Origin of the sequence: Paeniglutamicibacter antarcticus (assembly GCF_039544305.1) — a bacterium.
Classification (GTDB): Bacteria; Actinomycetota; Actinomycetes; order Actinomycetales; family Micrococcaceae; genus Paeniglutamicibacter; species Paeniglutamicibacter antarcticus_C.
Window position 1 is genome coordinate 1 of the sequence record NZ_BAABLK010000013.1, and the last position, 15,898, is coordinate 15,898.

The window sequence follows — 15,898 nt, forward strand, 5'->3', positions numbered from 1 at the left end:
GAAATGACCCCGGAACGCGTCAAAAGACCCGAAAGCATCATCAATCGCCGCAGCCAACTCACCCTCGGGCTTGTCGCCACCCTCAGGAGAAAGATTGTTCCAGAAAATCGAGTGATTCGTGTGGCCACCCAAGTGGAACGCCAGATCCTTGGACAACTTCGAAACGTTCCCGAACTCACCCTTCTCACGAGCCTCGGCCAACTGCTCCAAAGCCGTGTTCGCACCGGCAACATACGTCGCATGGTGCTTGGAGTGGTGCAACTCCATGATCCTCGCCGAAATGTTCGGCTCCAACGCGGCATAATCGTACTGCAGCTCAGGCAAGGTATAAATAGCCAAAACGACTCCTCAATTCTAGTTGTGTTAGTTTCCGAGTTCGCGATGTTCCCGGGCCCGATCATGCGATGAGGCGTGAGTGCTCACCAATACTGTGGTATCCGCGCCGGTGGTAGACCAGCGGCGCGGCTACGGATTCCCCGCCAATGACATCGAGCACAGAGGCAACAACAACTGTCGCGGACCCGGCTGGGACCCGTGATTCGATGGAGCAGCGCATGGCCACCCCGACACCGTGGATTAGTGGTTCCCCCGTGGGGATCTCTTCCCAGCCCGCGAGCTTCGCAAATCGTTCCTCGGTGGGTCCGGCAAACAGCGCAGCCACGTCGGCGTTGCTTGCTGTGAGCAGATGCACAAGGATGGATTCCGATTCCAGGATCGCTTGGGCAGCGCCCGAACGCCTCGCGATGTTGAAAGCCAGGTAGGCGGGATCCGCTGAAACCGAGATGAGCGATGAAGCGGTGATGCCGACCGGCCCACGGGATCCGCTCGCTGTCACAACGGCTACGCCGGCAGGATGGTTGCCAAAGGCGAGGCGAAATTGCTCCGCAATGGCAGAAGCCGGAATTTGGGTTTGCACGGCGGGTGACGGTTCCTCTCATCAGGTGGCGCTCAGAGGTGCTGCACGAGTTGCCTCTTGACCCCAAGGCTAGAACCTCAACCTAGGTTGAGGTCAAGTTACGCCTCTTCCCGCAGCAGCCTGGCCCCGCCCTTGCCATCGGCCAACTGGTCGTTGGGGTTCACGAATCCGCATTCGGCCAACGACAGGCAACCGCATCCAATGCACCCGCCCAGACCATCACGCAACGATTGCAGCTGGTGGATCCGTTCCTGCAAGTCATCGCGCCATAATGCCGAGACCGCCTGCCATTCCTCCTTGCGCGGCGTTTCGTCTGCGGGCAGCCCGGCAAAGAGTTCGGCGATCGAGTTCAGCGGGATTCCTGCCCGCTGTGCAGCCCGAATCACCGCCACACGCCTCAGCACACTGCGGTCGAACCTCCGCTGGTTGCCGGTGGTGCGCCAGGAGGAGATCAGCCCCTCGCGCTCGTAATAGTGCAATGCCGAGACAGCGACGCCCGACCGGGTCGCCACCTGCCCCACGCTGAGGTCCTGCGAAGCGGCGTCACCAGTATCCATGTTTCCATCATGCCCCCTTTGCCAGAGGTGCGCGCCAATGGCCCCAAGACGGGATGATCATCTCAAGCCTACGGTCAGCACGATCTATGACCGCGAACCGGCTGCCACGAGATGCACCCGCAACCGGCACAGAAGGAGCCCCCGCGCCATGAAATCCACTGTGAGGTCGTGGTTCATTGTCACCCTGGGAGTCTTGACCGCCCTGGCGTTGGGTGCCGCCGTCCTGTCGCTGGGGTATGCGCGCACCTTGGTCTTCGTCGCCTTCTTCGTGGCACTGGGACTCGACCCCCGTGGCGTGGTCCGAAGACTCGAAAGGCTCGGCATGGGGCGGGTCCGACGAGCCTTGCGTTGCCGCAGTCATTGTGCTTTTGCCGTACTTCTCCTCAGCCTCACCATACCCTTGCTGGTCAACGAAGCCAGCCGACTGCTGGTGTCGCTGCCCGTCAGGCTCCAAGGTGTGGAAACCCAGGGCTGGTTCATGGATCTCGACGACCCCTTGGGCGGGGCGCTGCTTCGGGGCATCCAATGGCTGGAGCACGCTGTGGCTGTTTGTGGGCAACGATACGCTGAAGGCAGGATTCGCTGTGGCCAACGGTATTTTCGGCGTGCTCTTCGTTTCCATCTTGACGCTGTACTTTGTCGTCAGCCCGGAACGGGTCAAGAACGGGTCCAACAAATTTGTCACCGCGTCGAAGCGGGGAAAGGTACGCGAAATCGGCGAAGGAAATCACCGCTTCCGTGGGCATCCATCTCAGCGGCATGGCGATACTGGCCGCGATGAATGCGACACCCACCTTCATCCTGCTCACAGTGCTTCAAGTGCAGTTGGTAGCGGTGCTCACGGTCCTGGCGCCGCCCATCACGACGATCCCATTGGTGGGTTCGGTGATCAGCATGGGCATCGTCATGATTGTCTCGCTGTTCCACTCCCCCCGTTACCTTTTAACTAGCCCCTTAAACGGACTCATTGAGGAAGAATTGGGGTTGCTGGCCTGTCGGTCTCGGCATGATTCACTCCCCCTGTTCTTTCATGATCCGGGGGGTGCTGTCACCGAGANCGCATAATCGTACTGCAGCTCAGGCAAGGTATAAATAGCCAAAACGACTCCTCATTCTCTTGGGCATCCGGTGACAGCTGGATGCGTTCTTAGTGATTACTGCATCTCCGCGCCAGGCGGAAAACCTGTGGTGCTCAGTGCTCGAGCATATCCAGGGGAACGCTGGCTTCGGTGCCAGGTATTCCCAGTTCGGATGCCCTTTTATCGGCCATCGCCAGCAGCCTGCGGATCCGGCCGGCTATGGCGTCCTTGGTCATCGGCGGCTCGGCCATGCGCCCGAGCTCATCGAGGCTGGCCTGCTTGTGGGCCACGCGCAGCGCACCGGCGTACTTGAGGTGCTCGGGGACTTCCTCGCCGAGGATCTCCAGGGCACGTTCGACCCTGGCACCGGCGGCGACCGCTGCCTGGGCGGAGCGGCGCAGGTTGGCGTCGTCGAAGTTGGCCAGCCTGTTGGCAGTGGCACGGACTTCCTTGCGCATCCGGCGTTCTTCCCAGACCATCAATGCGTCATGGGCTCCCATGCGGGTGAGCAGCTGCGCGATGGCCTCGCCGTCGCGGATCACCACGCGGTCAACGCCGCGGACCTCGCGCGCCTTGGCCACCAGGCCCAGACGGCGGGCAGCACCGACCAGCGCGAGCGCCGACTCGGGCCCGGGGCAGGTGATTTCCAGTGCCGAGGAGCGTCCGGGCTCGGTCAACGAACCGTGCGAAAGGAAAGCCCCGCGCCACACGGCCTCGGCGTCGGCGGTGGAGCCGTTGACGATGACCGAGGGAAGCCCGCGCACCGGGCGCCCGCGCCCGTCGAGCAAACCGGTCTGGCGTGCCAGGGCTTCGCCCTCGCGGACCACACGGACCACGTAGCGGTTGCCGCGGCGCAGTCCGCCTCCGGAGACCACGACGATCTCGGAGGTGTGCCCGTAGACATCGGCGATGGCGGCGCGCAGCCGGCGGGCGGTGGAGGCAAGGTCGACCTCAGCCTCGATGACGATGCGTCCGGAGACGATGTGCAAGCCGCCGCAAAAACGCAGCATGGTCGATACCTCGGCCTTGCGTTCCGAGGACCTGCGGATTTCAAGCCGGGACAGTTCGTCCTTGACGGAAGCCGTCAGTGCCATGGATTGTTTCCTAACTGCTGGGCTCGTCTGTACTGAACGTGGTGAAAACATCATGGTAGGCGGCAGCCAACCTCAAGGGATCGTGGATCGCTCGGCCGGCGCCAACCCCTACTTTACCGAAAAACGTGCGGGCGCCTAGTCGGGCCGCCGCATGGGTGAACGCCTCATGGTCCGAAATCGTCGTCGGATCAGCTAGTACGGCATCCAGCCGCAGGTCCGGGGCGTAGCGGGAAATAACTTCCAGGTGTGCCGCCGCATCCATGCCGCCGGTCTCGGCGGTGTCGGTGGACAGGTTCATGGTCAGCAGCCGGCGTGCCGGGGTTTGCTGCAGGCCCTCGCGCATCTCGGGCAGCAACAGGTGCGGCAGCACCGAGGTGTACCACGACCCGGGGCCCAGCACGATCCAGTCGGCCAGTTCTATGGCGTCAAGGGCCTCGGTGCAGGCCGCTGCATCGGTGGGTTCCAGGCGGACGTTGGAAACCAGGGCGCTCTCCCCGGCCTCGGCGAGGTTCGATTGCCCGCTGATGCGCCGCCGGACCAGTCCGGTCCCTGCATCTTCGAGCAAGACGTCCCCGGTGATGGTCAGCGGCGTGGTGCTCATGGGAAGCACCTGGCCGCGGGCGCCAAGCAACGCGCCGGCCCATCGCAGGCCCGCGACCGGATCATCGAGCAGTTCCCACAGCGCGACGATGAGCAGGTTGCCCACCGCGTGCTGGTCGAGTGCGGCGGCCGATCCCGGCTTGGAGGTGAAGCGGTGCTGCATGACATCGCGCCAGGTCCGGCCCCAGTCGGTGTCGTCGCACAATGCGGCAAGCGCCATGCGCAAATCCCCGGGAGGCAGCACGTCGAGTTCCGCGCGCAGGCGTCCGGAGGATCCGCCGTCGTCGGCCACCGTGACGATGGCTGTCAGGTCGGTGGTGAGGCGGCGCAGCGCCGAAAGCGAGGCTGAGAGACCGTGGCCGCCGCCCAAGGCAACGACGCGCGTCGACGAGCTGTCATCCCCGGCTCGTGCCGGGGGTTGGATGGGGATCGGCCCGGTGAAAAAAGCCATCGCGGACTACTCGCGTCCCAGGTCGCGGTGCGTGACGTTGACTCGCACGCTGGGCAGCTGGGAGAGCCGGCGCCCGATTTCCTCGGCGGTAGCCACCGAGCGGTGCTTTCCGCCGGTGCAGCCGATGGCAATGGTGGCGTAGTGCTTGTTTTCGCGGCGGTAACCCTCGAAGACCGGCTCCAGGGCGGAGATGTAGCGTTCGATGAATTCTGCCGCACCGGTGGCATTCAGCACGTACTCGGAAACCTGTGGGTCCTTGCCGGTGTGCGGGCGCAGCTCCGGGACCCAGTGCGGGTTGGGGATGAAGCGGACGTCGGCGACGTAGTTGGCGTCGGTGGGCACCCCGTACTTGAAGCCGAAGCTCATCACGTTCAGCCGCAGCACGATGGGCCCGGATTCGGAGAAGAGCTCGGTGATGGTGCGGTTCAAGTCGTGCACCGACATCTCGGTGGTGTCCACCACGATCTCGGCGGCTTCCTTGAGTTCGCGCAGGACATCGCGTTCGCGGTTGATGCCGTCGACGATCCGCTCATCTTCCTGCAGCGGGTGCGGGCGACGGCCCTGTTCGAAGCGGCGGACCAAAAGATCGTCAGCGGCTTCCAGGAAGAGCACGCGGTAGGCGATCCCGGCGCCGGTGAGCGCCTGCAGGTTCTCGCGCAACTGCGGGAAGAGCGACTTGGAGCGCACGTCCATCACCACGGCAAGCTTCGGGATCGAACCCCCGGAGTGCGCGACGATCTCGGTGAGCATACCCAGCAGGGTCGGTGGCAGGTTCTCCACGACATACCATCCGTGGTCTTCCAACGCGTGGGCCGCTGTCGTGCGGCCGGCACCCGACATGCCGGTAATCACTAGTAGTTCGGACTGGGGTGGTTTCACTGGGGCAAGCTCGGTGGTCATACCCCCTAGCCTAGTCGCCCGGCGGGCCCGGTCGCGTCAGTCCAGGACTTCACCGGTGGTCATGTTCACTGCCGGCGCACCGGGGGTGGATGCGGCCAGCGCGTCGAACACCGTGGCGGCAAGCACCGGCCCGATGCCCGGCACTGCCATGAGCTCCTCGATGGTTGCTGCACGCATCTTCTTCATCGAACCAAAGTGCTTGCGCATCGCCTCGCGCTTGGTCGGTCCCAGTCCGTCAATGGTGTCCAGCAGCGAGGTGGTCATGGAGACCGAGCGCTTCTTGCGGTGGAAGGTGATGGCAAAGCGGTGCGCCTCGTCGCGGATGCGCTGGACCAGGTACAAGGCGTTCGAGGCCCGCGGCAGGATGACCGGGAATTCGTCGTCCGGCAGCCACAGCTCCTCAAGACGCTTGGCCAACCCCACGACGTAAATGTCGTCGATCCCCAAATCAGTAAGTGCTCGGGTGGCCGCGGAGACCTGGGGCGGACCTCCGTCGACGATGACCAACGAGGGCGGGTAGGCGAACCTGCGCGCCGGCAGCTTCTCGGCGGCGTCGGCGATGTCGATCTCACCGCTGATCACCGGAGCGGTGTCCGCCATCTCTTCCAGGTAGTTCTTGAAGCGCCGGGAGATCACGTCGTACATGGAGGCCGTGTCATCGCGCGCCGCTTCCCCCGTGATGGAGAACTTGCGGTAGTCGGATTTCTTGGGCAGCCCGTCCTCGACAACGACCATCGAAGCCACCACGTTGGTTCCTTGGACGTGGGAGACGTCGTAGCATTCGATGCGCAGCAACGGTACCGGCAGGCCCAACGCATCCTGCAACTCCTGCAGCGAGGCCGAGCGGGTGGTCAGGTCCCCGGAACGCCGGGATTTGTGCAGGCGCAGGGACTGCTCGGCGTTTTCGCGCACGGTTTCTGCAAGCGTCGCCTTGTCCCCTCGCTGCGGCACGCGAAGGGAGACGGCGGATCCGCGGCGCTCATGCAACCAGCGCCCGACCTCCTCGACATTCTCGGGAAGCACCGGGACCAATACCTCGCGCGGGATCCTGTCGTCCCCTGCGGCCTCGCCGTAGACCTGGGTGAGCAGGTGCTCAATGAATTCGGGGGCCGTGACATCCTCGACCTTTTCCACGACCCAGCCGCGTTGGCCGCGGATGCGCCCGTTGCGCACGTGGAACACCTGCACGGAAGCCTCGAGCTCGTCCTCGTGCACGGCGAAGATGTCGGCCTCTGTGTTCTCTGCCAACACCACGGCATTGCGCTCGAAGACACGTCGCAGCGCTGCGACGTCGTCGCGGTAGCGTGCCGCCTGCTCGTACTCGAGCCGCCCGACGGCCTCGACCATCTTGGCTTCGAGCTCCTTGATGAACTTGGTACCCTCCCCGCCCATGAACTGGCACAGGTCGGCAGCGAGCTTCTTGTGGTCATCCTCGGTGATGCGTCCCACGCAGGGGGCGGCGCACTTGTCGATGTAGCCCAGCAAGCAGGGCCGGCCGGAGGACTCGGCGCGCTTGAACACACCCATCGAACAGCTGCGCACCGGGAAGACACGCAACAAGGTATCCAGGGTCTCGCGGATCGCCTTGGCCGGGTAGAACGGGCCGAAGTACTTGGTGTCCTTGCGCTTGTCCCCGCGCATCACTTGGGCCCGCGGGTACTTCTCCCCCATGGTCACCGCAAGGTACGGGTAGGACTTGTCGTCGCGGAAGACGATGTTGAACCGCGGGTGGTACTCCTTGATCCAGGTGTACTCAAGCTGCAGGGCCTCCATCTCCGAGCCCACGACCGTCCATTCCACGGAGGTTGCAGTGTGCACCATGGTATGCGTCTTCGCGTTCAGCCCGGCGGGGTTGGCGAAGTAGGAGTTGAGCCTCGAACGCAGCACCTTGGCCTTGCCGACATAGATGACCCGGCCGACCTCGTCGCGGAAGCGATAGACCCCGGGATTTATCGGGATGTCCCCGGTCGCGGGGCGGTAGCTTCTGGGGTCTGCCACTTCTGCTGCTCCGTATCAGTCGCTGATGGGTGTCTGGTTGTACGCGTTGACGCGTTCCTGGCCCGTAAGCTCCGCGATGGCTTCGACGATCGCATCGGTGGCGGCGCGGCGCTGCGGGAGCGGGTGCTTGCGGCCTAGGTGCTCAAACTGTAGCGGCTTGCCGAAAGCAAGGGTGAAACGGTGCGGCCTGACGGTATTGGTTCCTGCCGGCTGCAGCTGTTCCGTGCCGGTCAAGCCGACGGGGACCACCGGTGCGCCGGTGCTCAGTGCCAGCCAACCCACGCCGGTGCGCCCGCGGTAGAGCTTGCCGTCGCGGGAACGGGTGCCCTCGGGATAGATGCCGATGCCGCCACCGGTCTCCAGGATGTCCACCAGCGATTCCAATGCAGCCACCGAGGCCGCCTGTTCACCGCGCTGGACGGGGATCGAGCCGACGGACTCGAAGAAGGCCTTCATCGCCTTGCCCTTGATGCCCGGGGTGGTGAAGTACTCGGCCTTGGCAAAAAACGCGACGTCGCGCGGGGTCAGCGCCTGGATGATGATCGAATCAAGGAAGGAGAGGTGGTTGGAGGCGATGATGACCGGTCCGGTCAGGGGAACGTTCTCCAGCCCGGTGACGGTGGGGCGGCACATCGTCTTGAGCATCCCGCGGATCGACGAGCGGGTCATGGTGTACAGGCTCATCTAGGCGTTGGCTCCCGTCGTGGTGGCGCCTTGCATGGATTCCCGCAGGGCTTCCACCGCTCCGACACCCAACAGCATTCCTGCCAGTTCGGGCACGTCGGTCGCGTGCGCGCCAGCACCGGCGGCTTCGAGCTCGCCCTCGTCCGCGAACCCCCAGCCGACACCGATGGATGTCACTTTGTTCTCGTGGGCGGCCTCGATGTCGTAGCGGCGGTCTCCCACCATCACGCATCGGGCCGGATCCAGGTTGTGTTCCCGGATTGCCGCCGCAAGGATGTGGGCCTTGGAGGAGGAACGCCCATCCCCCTCGTCGTCGTTTCCGAAGACCCCGTCCAGCAAGCCGGCAAGGCCTTGGACCTCGAGCAGCCTGTCGGCGATCCGTTTCGGCTTGGCGGTGGCGACCAGGACCGTGAGACCGGCGGCCCGCAATGCGGCCAGGATCTCGACGACGCCTGGGTAGGGGCGGGACTGCGCCATGCCGCTGCGCGCGTATTGCGCGCGGTAGGTGGCGATCAGCCCGTCGATGTTTTCCTCGTTCACCCCGTCGATTGTGGCCAGGCCAATGGTCAACGGGGGACCGATGAGGGAAAGCAGTTTTTCTTCACCCGGATCGGGTATCCGTGCCTTCCCCAGCGCATGGCGGATACCGGAGGTGATAGCCCAGGCAGGATCCACGAGGGTTCCATCGAGGTCAAGGAGCACGGCGGAGGGAGCAATCATCACTGTCGTATTCTCGCATGAAGTGGGGCTTGTGCCGTCCATGCATGCCGTGGCAGGCATACATGGACGGCTTTGACGGCTAGCTGAGCAGCGGGGCGAGGAACTGGCCGGTATAGCTGACTTCGTTCTTGGCAACCTGTTCCGGTGTGCCCGTGGCGATGATGTAACCGCCGCCGCTTCCGCCCTCGGGCCCCATGTCGATGACCCAGTCCGCGGACTTGATTACGTCGAGGTTGTGCTCGATGGTGATCACGGTGTTTCCCTTGTCCACCAATCCCTGCAGGACGATCAGCAACTTGCGGATGTCCTCGAAGTGCAAGCCGGTGGTGGGCTCGTCAAGGACGTATACCGAACGGCCGTTGGAACGCTTCTGCAGTTCCGCAGCGAGCTTGACGCGCTGCGCCTCGCCGCCCGAAAGCGTGGTCGAAGCCTGTCCGAGGCGAACGTAGCCTAAGCCAACGTCCACGAGCGTGCGCAGGTGGCGGGCGATCGGGGTGAAGGCCGCGAAGAACTCCGCCCCTTCCTCGATCGGCATGTGCAGGACATCGGAAATGGATTTGCCCTTGTAATGGACTTCCAGGGTCTCGCGGTTATAGCGCGCACCGTGGCAGACCTCACAGGGGACATACACGTCGGGCAGGAAGTTCATCTCGATCTTCAGCGTGCCGTCACCGGAGCATGCCTCGCAGCGTCCGCCCTTGACGTTGAAGGAGAACCGCCCGGGCAGGTAGCCGCGCACCTTGGCCTCGTTGGTCTCGGCGAAGAGCTTGCGGATGTGATCGAAGACCCCGGTGTAGGTGGCCGGGTTCGACCTCGGGGTGCGTCCGATGGGCGACTGGTCGACGTGGATGACCTTGTCCAGGTGCTCAAGACCCTCGACCCTGGTGTGCCGGCCCGGTACCTGCTTGGCACCGTTGAGCCGGTTGGCCAGCACCTTGTAGAGCACGTCGTTGACCAAGGTCGACTTGCCCGAGCCGGAGACCCCGGTGATCGCCGTCAGCACGCCAAGCGGGAAGCGCGCGGTGACGTCGATCAGGTTGTTCTCGCGGGCGCCAACGACGGTGACCTGTCGCTTCTTGTCGATCTTGCGGCGCTTGGCCGGAATCTCGATCTTGCGCCGTCCGGAGAGGTAGTCGCCGGTGATGGAACGGGTGTTTGCCTTGAGGCCCTCCAAGGATCCGGAGTGCACGATTTCGCCACCATGCTCGCCGGCACCGGGACCGATGTCGACGATCCAGTCCGCCTCGGCGATGGTGTCTTCGTCGTGTTCAACGACGATCAGCGTGTTGCCCAGTGAGCGCAGCCGTGTCAGTGTCTCGATGAGCCGGCGGTTGTCGCGCTGGTGCAGGCCGATGGATGGCTCATCCAAGACATAGAGCACCCCGACGAGTCCGGAGCCGATCTGGGTCGCAAGCCTGATGCGCTGGGCTTCGCCTCCCGAAAGGGTTCCTGCTGCCCGTTCCAGGTTCAGGTACTCGAGGCCGACGTCAAGCAGGAAGCGCAGGCGCGCCTGGATTTCCTTGAGCACCTGGTCGGCGATCTGTGCCTCTCGCCCGGTCAGGACGAGGCCGTTCAGGAATACCGAGCATTCGCGCATTGGCATGGCCGAGACCTCGGCAATGGACTTGCCGTTGATCAGCACCGACAGGGATGCGGAATTCAGGCGCGCTCCGTTGCATTCCGGGCACGGGATCTGTCGCATGTACTCTTCGTACCTGTCGCGGGCATGGTCGGATTCTGTTTCCAGGTGCTTGCGGTGGATGTACTGAACCACGCCTTCGAAACCGGTGGAGTACTTGCGTTCCCGCCCGAAGCGGTTCTTGTACTGCACAACGACCTTGTGGTCCTTGCCGTGCAGGATGGCCTCGCGGGCGACGGCCGGCAACTTGTTCCACGGGGTTTCCAGGGTGAAGCCGAGCTCGGCGCCCAGTCCACCGAGCAAGCGGTTCCAGTACTCGGAGGTCGCCACGCCCAATGACCACGGCGCGATGGCACCCTGGCCCAAGGGCATTTCGATGTCGGGGATGATCAGGTCTTCATCGACTTCGAGGCGCGTTCCGATGCCGCTGCAGGCGGGGCATGCGCCAAATGGGTTGTTGAAGGAGAACGACCGCGGTTCGATTTCATCGATCGCCAACGGGTGTTCGTTCGGGCAGGCAAGGTTCTCCGAGAATGTCCGCACCCGACCGGCGTCTTCCGGGTCGAGGTCCACGAAGTCGATCAGGACTCGGCCTTCGGCAAGGTTGAGCGCGGTTTCGATGGAATCCGTCAGCCGCTGCCGCACCGAGTCATTGATGGCCAACCGGTCAACGACAACTTCGATGGTGTGCTTGTACTGCTTGCCGAGCTTTGGCGGATCACTGAGTTGGATGGTCTCGCCATCGACCCTTGCACGCGAGTAACCCTTGGAGCCCAGCTCCTTGAACAGGTCGACGAATTCACCCTTGCGGCCACGCACCACCGGCGCCAGGACCTGGAAGCGTGTCTTGGGTTCGAGCTCGAGCAGCTGGTCAACGATCTGCTGAGGGGTTTGCTTCGTCACGGCTTCGCCGCAGACCGGGCAGTACGGTCGGCCCACGCGCGCCCAAAGCAGCCGCATGTAGTCGTAGATCTCGGTGATGGTGCCGACGGTGGAACGGGGGTTCTTGGACGTCGACTTTTGGTCGATCGACACCGCGGGGGAAAGCCCTTCGATGAAGTCGATGTCCGGTTTGTCGACCTGCCCCAGGAATTGGCGGGCGTATGCGGAGAGGGATTCGACGTAGCGTCGCTGCCCCTCTGCGAAGATGGTGTCGAAGGCCAATGATGATTTCCCGGAGCCGGAAAGGCCGGTGAACACGATCATGGCGTCGCGTGGAAGATCCAGGTCGACGTTGCGTAGGTTGTGCTCGCGTGCGCCCTTGACCACCAAGCGTGTCAAGTCGTGCGGACGGGAGGTTTCTGGGGAGCGGGAAGTAGCCACCAGAACATGCTAATCGAAAACTGGTTCGAATTGCGCGTAGTTGTGAGCAAGAAGACGCTGCTCTATCCGACCTGCGAGGTGAACGCCGCCCGAACGTAGCCCAGAGCCGCTTTTTCGGAGATTCCCCACCGTGTCGCAACGACCGCAAGTTCCGAGGCGGCATCCGCCACGGCGATGGCGCCCTCATCCTCGGTTGCTTGGATTATCGTCCCGTGTCGACCACGGGTCACGACAACTCCCGTGGCTTCAAGCTCCTTGTAGACCTTGGCTGCGGTGTTCACCGCCAGCCCGAGCTGTTCGGCGAGCGCCCGAACAGATGGCAGCTTGGTTCCGGCTTTTAGGCGTCCCTTGGAAATCGCGACAAGGATCTGCTGCCGAACCTGTTGGTAGGGAGCTGTTTTGTCGGCGTTGTCGAGCTCGATAAATGCCAGTGGATTACTGTCCATATGTGCCATCCTTTCGTGGATACCGGGGCAGGGCCCGCGCCCCAGACTACCGCGTGGACTTTGCCTCTCCACGTAAGGTGTTGGTATGAGTGAAACCTTCCTTGATCTCACCGATGCAACAGTACGGTCCGTGAGCGTTTCCGAAATGTCCAACAACATCTACCTAGTGACGTCGAAGATTGACGGTTCCCAGCTCCTAATCGACGCGGCAGACGACGTGGCCTCCATTGACGGACTGTTTTCGTCGGCTTCTTCGGATTCGGAGGCCGCACCGACACTTGCCGGGATCGCGACGACCCACCAGCACTGGGACCATATACGAGCGCTGCACGAATACGTGGAACGCACGGGAACCGTGACATATGCCGGAGTTGATGACGTCGAGGGTATTGCTGCCGGCGCCACGGTCGACATCACTGTTCCGTTGAAGCATGGAGACTTCATAGCAGTAGGATCTGTCGCACTGGAATGCGTTCACCTACGCGGACATACTCCCGGATCCATGGCCTACGTTCTGCGTGATAGCGGGGGCACCACCGTGATCTTTAGCGGTGATTCCTTGTTCCCCGGCGGTGTGGGAAATACCCAGGGTGATCCGCAGCGCTTTACCTCGCTGCTTGACGATGTGTCGTCCCGCCTATTTGACAAGTACCCGGGCGATTCCCTTGTGCTTCCGGGCCATGGGAGCACCACTACGCTTGTTTCCGAACGCCCAAGCCTCGAAGAGTGGCGTATCAGGGGCTGGTAAGTAGAAGGTCATTCGCTGGTCTGGGTGGAGACTCATATGTACCGGGAAGTGGCGGCGCCATCGATCTGTACATCTGCCCACTCGGAGTGGTGATCAGGATTGTGTGCCGCGGCCCCAGGACGACCGCTTCCTCCCATCCCGAGGTTTCTTTGGTTTGGTTGCACCAAACGCAACGGCCATCGGTGTTGGCTTCGGTCGTTTTTCCACCTTTCACCACTTGATATACATGGTCGTAATGGCGGATCGGAGCATCGCAATACGGTGTACGACAATATTGATCCCGCACGGCGATGAGGTCTTTCAATTTCTGCGGCAGGATCCGAGCTTCCGATTCCATGGCAACGAGTTCACCGTTCGTAGGCGTCGTGTATAGGCGCCGAACCCACGTTTCAGCCGTGTTCACCCCGTCAGGCCCAGTCCGGTCGCCGGTAATCAGCCAGCGAGCGTACTCCGCGGAAATGGTGCCGTAACCCTTGATGAGTGCCGGTTCGCTGTCTCCAACCAACAAGGTCCGGTCTGTCATCACCAGATTGATCATCAAGGGTATGCGTGCGGCACGGTCCTGTCCCGTAATGCGTTCGACAACGGTGTCGGCTACGACCTGTGAATCAGTGCGTTCATCATCAACGCGGCGCCGCTTCGCCAACGCCTTGACCAACGCCTCCTTGATAGCGACGCCTTGTATCACCGGCAGTAGTCCGCTGATTCGCATCATTCCGTCTGGCATCATGGTCAGCGATATTCTGCGCTTTTTCATGGCGTCAGCATGGTTGATCATGTCAACAGTGTTGTCGTATGCAAGGACCTCTTTCTTGGCACGAGCCAACAATTCCTTGGTCCCGACGCCTTCTAGCGATCCTCGCTCCCCCGCTATGCCCCGATCAACCAGCTCGCGAACACCTGGGTCTACGTGGTTGGTTACTCGTGCCAGAAGCATGGCACGTTCCTCGTTCAGTTCACCGCGCACCAGTGCATCGTAGGTAAATGGCATGTGCTCGATCACTGACTTTGCGTAGGAAACGAAGCGCGGGCCAAGGTGCTGGGCCTCCATGCGCGCCAGCGCCACTTCCGCACCGGTCCCGCGACTTGGGTTCTCCTTGTAGACGCCCTCGTCTTCGTGTCGCGCAATAATGTCTTGCTCCAGGCCGTAGGCTTCCTTCGCCTGGGCCGCGCAGATTGCAGCCTTGGCTCTTTCCATCGCGGCAATCCGCGCCACCCGGACTTGCTCACCGACAGTCTGGGGCAAGTACGACATGGCCTCCGCCATACTGTTTATGAAATCAACGTATCCGTCGCCTGGCCCCTCGGCCGCAGCCCGTACGCGGGCGGAATCGACCATATCGAAAGGAATGTGACGGTGGCCAAGGAGTAACTCCCCGGCGACCTCCGTTGAGAGCGATCTCGGGTTCGATTGGCACTCTTTGTACTCTTCGAACATATTTACTATTGTACGCCCCAAAAGCACGGATGTGAAGAGGAAACTGAATTCTTTGGATCCTAAAACACCTAGTCAAAGAGCATAAACAAAGTATTCTCAAAAAATATTCGGACCGCGCTGTCGGCTAGCCGCACTAGTTGAATTTGAAGCCCTGTGCTTCACAAGCTTGCTTGAAGGCTTCGCGATCCGTGATCACAGGGATACCTGCCTGATCGGTGCTGACCGCAGCACGAATCTGGTCAGCGGTTGCAGCTTCACCGTGTACTGCAGCCTTGGCCAAATTCGTCCGACCGACGTTGCCCCCATCCTCGTAACCACTACCAAAATGGAGACACGCGGTGTTTCCCTGAGGATCGCTCTGCCGGAACTCGTCCGCGGAAGGCCCAGCGCAGGCAGTGAGCATCAGCGCCCCTGCTGCAACCATGGGTAAAAGTCTTTTCATACCCCCACTTTAGGGTGTAACCACGGCTGGCACCGGAAACCTATAGCGTCCTTCCGACCATGAAGATCCGCCGGAAGGGGAACAGCGTCATCGTTCTACCACTGGAATCTTCGAAGGCCGGGTAAGCGTGTGCCACCAGCTCTGCGTACTGGGATTCGAACACCGCGGCTTCATCGGTGTCCAACGTATCAAGCACCGGTCGCAAGGCAGTGCCCCGGACCCATTTCAGCACGGGCTCCGGTCCGAGCAGGACCTGCCCATAGGTGGTTTCCCAGACCTCTGTTTCGTACCCTGCCGCCAGCAAGAGCCTCAGGTACTCAGCTGGCTCTGCCACCACATCCCGATGGCGCAGTACGCCGGACAATTGCGGGGCCCAACGCTTGGAGTCGGCGAGCTCCCGCATCAACGCGTGGGAGGGTGAACCAAAGTTGCCCGGCACCTGGGCAGCAAACCAGGCCCCGGGAGCCAACGCATTCAACCAGCCCTGCATGAGCACTCGGTGGCCGGGGATCCACTGCATCATTGCGTTGGATACCAGCACATCGGTGTCCGGATCCGGCATCCAGATCGTTGCATCGGCCATCTCAAAGGACAGGTTGGGTGCTTGCTGCTTAGCGCGTGCCTGTTCGATCATCTCCGCCGACGAGTCCAGGCCGATGACACGTGCCGCAGGCCAGCGCTTCGCCAGTGAGTGCGTCTGCGGCCCGGAACCGCAGCCCAGATCCACCACCAGCTGCGGGTCCCCGGCGGTGATCCGAGCCGTCAAGTCATGGAAAGGGCGGTCCCGGTGATCGGAAAATTGTGCGTACTGTTTCGGATCCCATTTCATAACCTCAGGCTAAACGGAAAGACCGACGTAAACC

The 15,898-nt window shown here is 62.4% G+C and carries 16 protein-coding genes; 2 read left to right on the forward strand and 14 right to left on the reverse strand.

The annotated features are described in order from the left end of the window. From ABEA12_RS03435 to soxR, 3 genes are all read right to left on the reverse strand, one after another. Positions 1-339: superoxide dismutase (locus ABEA12_RS03435; protein ID WP_425571724.1), on the reverse strand; the 339-nt coding region annotated here is incomplete at its 3' end. Between the two features lie 58 nt (positions 340-397). After that, positions 398-916 carry a flavin reductase family protein gene (locus ABEA12_RS03440; protein ID WP_210101002.1) on the reverse strand — a complete coding sequence of 173 codons (519 nt, stop codon included), beginning with the start codon at positions 914-916 and terminating at the stop codon, positions 398-400. Positions 917-1,014: 98 nt separating this feature from the next. After that, positions 1,015-1,473, reverse strand: a complete 459-nt coding sequence (gene soxR, locus ABEA12_RS03445) for a redox-sensitive transcriptional activator SoxR (RefSeq protein WP_210101003.1) — start codon at positions 1,471-1,473, stop codon at positions 1,015-1,017. A gap of 678 nt (positions 1,474-2,151) precedes the next feature. Here soxR and ABEA12_RS03450 point away from each other — a divergent pair. Then, positions 2,152-2,538 (forward strand): AI-2E family transporter, encoded by a 387-nt coding sequence (locus ABEA12_RS03450; protein WP_345466417.1) that lies wholly within the window; start codon positions 2,152-2,154, stop codon positions 2,536-2,538. A 127-nt stretch (positions 2,539-2,665) separates the two neighbouring features. Here the strand turns inward: ABEA12_RS03450 and whiA are convergent, their stop codons facing one another. From whiA to ABEA12_RS03490, 8 genes are all read right to left on the reverse strand, one after another. Continuing rightward, positions 2,666-3,646, reverse strand: a complete 981-nt coding sequence (whiA, locus tag ABEA12_RS03455) for a DNA-binding protein WhiA (protein ID WP_210101028.1) — start codon at positions 3,644-3,646, stop codon at positions 2,666-2,668. 10 nt (positions 3,647-3,656) lie between these two features. Further along, positions 3,657-4,697 (reverse strand): gluconeogenesis factor YvcK family protein, encoded by a 1,041-nt coding sequence (locus ABEA12_RS03460; protein WP_210101029.1) that lies wholly within the window; start codon positions 4,695-4,697, stop codon positions 3,657-3,659. Positions 4,698-4,703: 6 nt separating this feature from the next. Next, the gene (rapZ, locus tag ABEA12_RS03465) at positions 4,704-5,597 is read right to left on the reverse strand and encodes an RNase adapter RapZ (RefSeq protein ID WP_210101030.1); all 894 of its coding nucleotides are present in this window, start codon (positions 5,595-5,597) and stop codon (positions 4,704-4,706) included. Positions 5,598-5,633: 36 nt separating this feature from the next. Continuing rightward, entirely contained in the window at positions 5,634-7,595 is a 1,962-nt protein-coding gene (uvrC, locus tag ABEA12_RS03470; RefSeq protein ID WP_210101031.1) for an excinuclease ABC subunit UvrC, read from the reverse strand. Positions 7,596-7,610: 15 nt separating this feature from the next. Further along, a complete protein-coding gene (locus tag ABEA12_RS03475; RefSeq protein ID WP_210101032.1) occupies positions 7,611-8,279 on the reverse strand; it encodes a lysophospholipid acyltransferase family protein in 669 nt (222 codons plus the stop codon). Next, positions 8,280-8,999, reverse strand: a complete 720-nt coding sequence (locus ABEA12_RS03480; protein WP_210101033.1) for an HAD hydrolase-like protein — start codon at positions 8,997-8,999, stop codon at positions 8,280-8,282. A gap of 79 nt (positions 9,000-9,078) precedes the next feature. After that, entirely contained in the window at positions 9,079-11,961 is a 2,883-nt protein-coding gene (gene uvrA / locus ABEA12_RS03485; protein ID WP_210101034.1) for an excinuclease ABC subunit UvrA, read from the reverse strand. A 62-nt stretch (positions 11,962-12,023) separates the two neighbouring features. Continuing rightward, a complete protein-coding gene (locus ABEA12_RS03490; protein ID WP_210101035.1) occupies positions 12,024-12,407 on the reverse strand; it encodes a GntR family transcriptional regulator in 384 nt (127 codons plus the stop codon). A gap of 85 nt (positions 12,408-12,492) precedes the next feature. On the opposite strand from ABEA12_RS03490, the gene ABEA12_RS03495 reads away from it, so the two are divergent. Continuing rightward, positions 12,493-13,155 carry an MBL fold metallo-hydrolase gene (locus tag ABEA12_RS03495; protein ID WP_210101036.1) on the forward strand — a complete coding sequence of 221 codons (663 nt, stop codon included), beginning with the start codon at positions 12,493-12,495 and terminating at the stop codon, positions 13,153-13,155. On the opposite strand, the gene ABEA12_RS03500 is transcribed toward ABEA12_RS03495, so the two are convergent. The 3 genes from ABEA12_RS03500 to ABEA12_RS03510 all read right to left on the reverse strand — a co-directional run bounded on the left by ABEA12_RS03500 (position 13,142) and on the right by ABEA12_RS03510 (position 15,864). Next, complete coding sequence (locus tag ABEA12_RS03500) at positions 13,142-14,410, reverse strand: HNH endonuclease (RefSeq protein ID WP_345466424.1); 1,269 nt, start codon at positions 14,408-14,410, stop codon at positions 13,142-13,144. The two genes, ABEA12_RS03495 and ABEA12_RS03500, sit on opposite strands and share 14 nt — an antisense overlap. A gap of 316 nt (positions 14,411-14,726) precedes the next feature. Further along, positions 14,727-15,017 carry a hypothetical protein gene (locus tag ABEA12_RS03505; protein ID WP_210101038.1) on the reverse strand — a complete coding sequence of 97 codons (291 nt, stop codon included), beginning with the start codon at positions 15,015-15,017 and terminating at the stop codon, positions 14,727-14,729. 58 nt (positions 15,018-15,075) lie between these two features. Further along, positions 15,076-15,864, reverse strand: a complete 789-nt coding sequence (locus tag ABEA12_RS03510; protein WP_210101039.1) for a trans-aconitate 2-methyltransferase — start codon at positions 15,862-15,864, stop codon at positions 15,076-15,078. Positions 15,865-15,898 lie beyond the last annotated feature (34 nt).

Coding starts and splice junctions, on each gene's coding strand:
- ABEA12_RS03475 (WP_210101032.1), bottom strand. CDS start 8,279: ATGAGCCTGTACACCATGACCCGCTCGTCGATCCGCGGGATGCTCAAG.
- ABEA12_RS03505 (WP_210101038.1), bottom strand. CDS start 15,017: ATGGTTGCAGCAGGGGCGCTGATGCTCACTGCCTGCGCTGGGCCTTCC.
- ABEA12_RS03500 (WP_345466424.1), bottom strand. CDS start 14,410: ATGTCGTACTTGCCCCAGACTGTCGGTGAGCAAGTCCGGGTGGCGCGG.
- ABEA12_RS03495 (WP_210101036.1), top strand. CDS start 12,493: ATGAGTGAAACCTTCCTTGATCTCACCGATGCAACAGTACGGTCCGTG.
- rapZ (WP_210101030.1), bottom strand. CDS start 5,597: ATGACCACCGAGCTTGCCCCAGTGAAACCACCCCAGTCCGAACTACTA.
- whiA (WP_210101028.1), bottom strand. CDS start 3,646: ATGGCACTGACGGCTTCCGTCAAGGACGAACTGTCCCGGCTTGAAATC.
- ABEA12_RS03480 (WP_210101033.1), bottom strand. CDS start 8,999: ATGATTGCTCCCTCCGCCGTGCTCCTTGACCTCGATGGAACCCTCGTG.
- ABEA12_RS03490 (WP_210101035.1), bottom strand. CDS start 12,407: ATGGACAGTAATCCACTGGCATTTATCGAGCTCGACAACGCCGACAAA.
- ABEA12_RS03510 (WP_210101039.1), bottom strand. CDS start 15,864: ATGAAATGGGATCCGAAACAGTACGCACAATTTTCCGATCACCGGGAC.
- ABEA12_RS03460 (WP_210101029.1), bottom strand. CDS start 4,697: ATGGCTTTTTTCACCGGGCCGATCCCCATCCAACCCCCGGCACGAGCC.
- soxR (WP_210101003.1), bottom strand. CDS start 1,473: ATGGATACTGGTGACGCCGCTTCGCAGGACCTCAGCGTGGGGCAGGTG.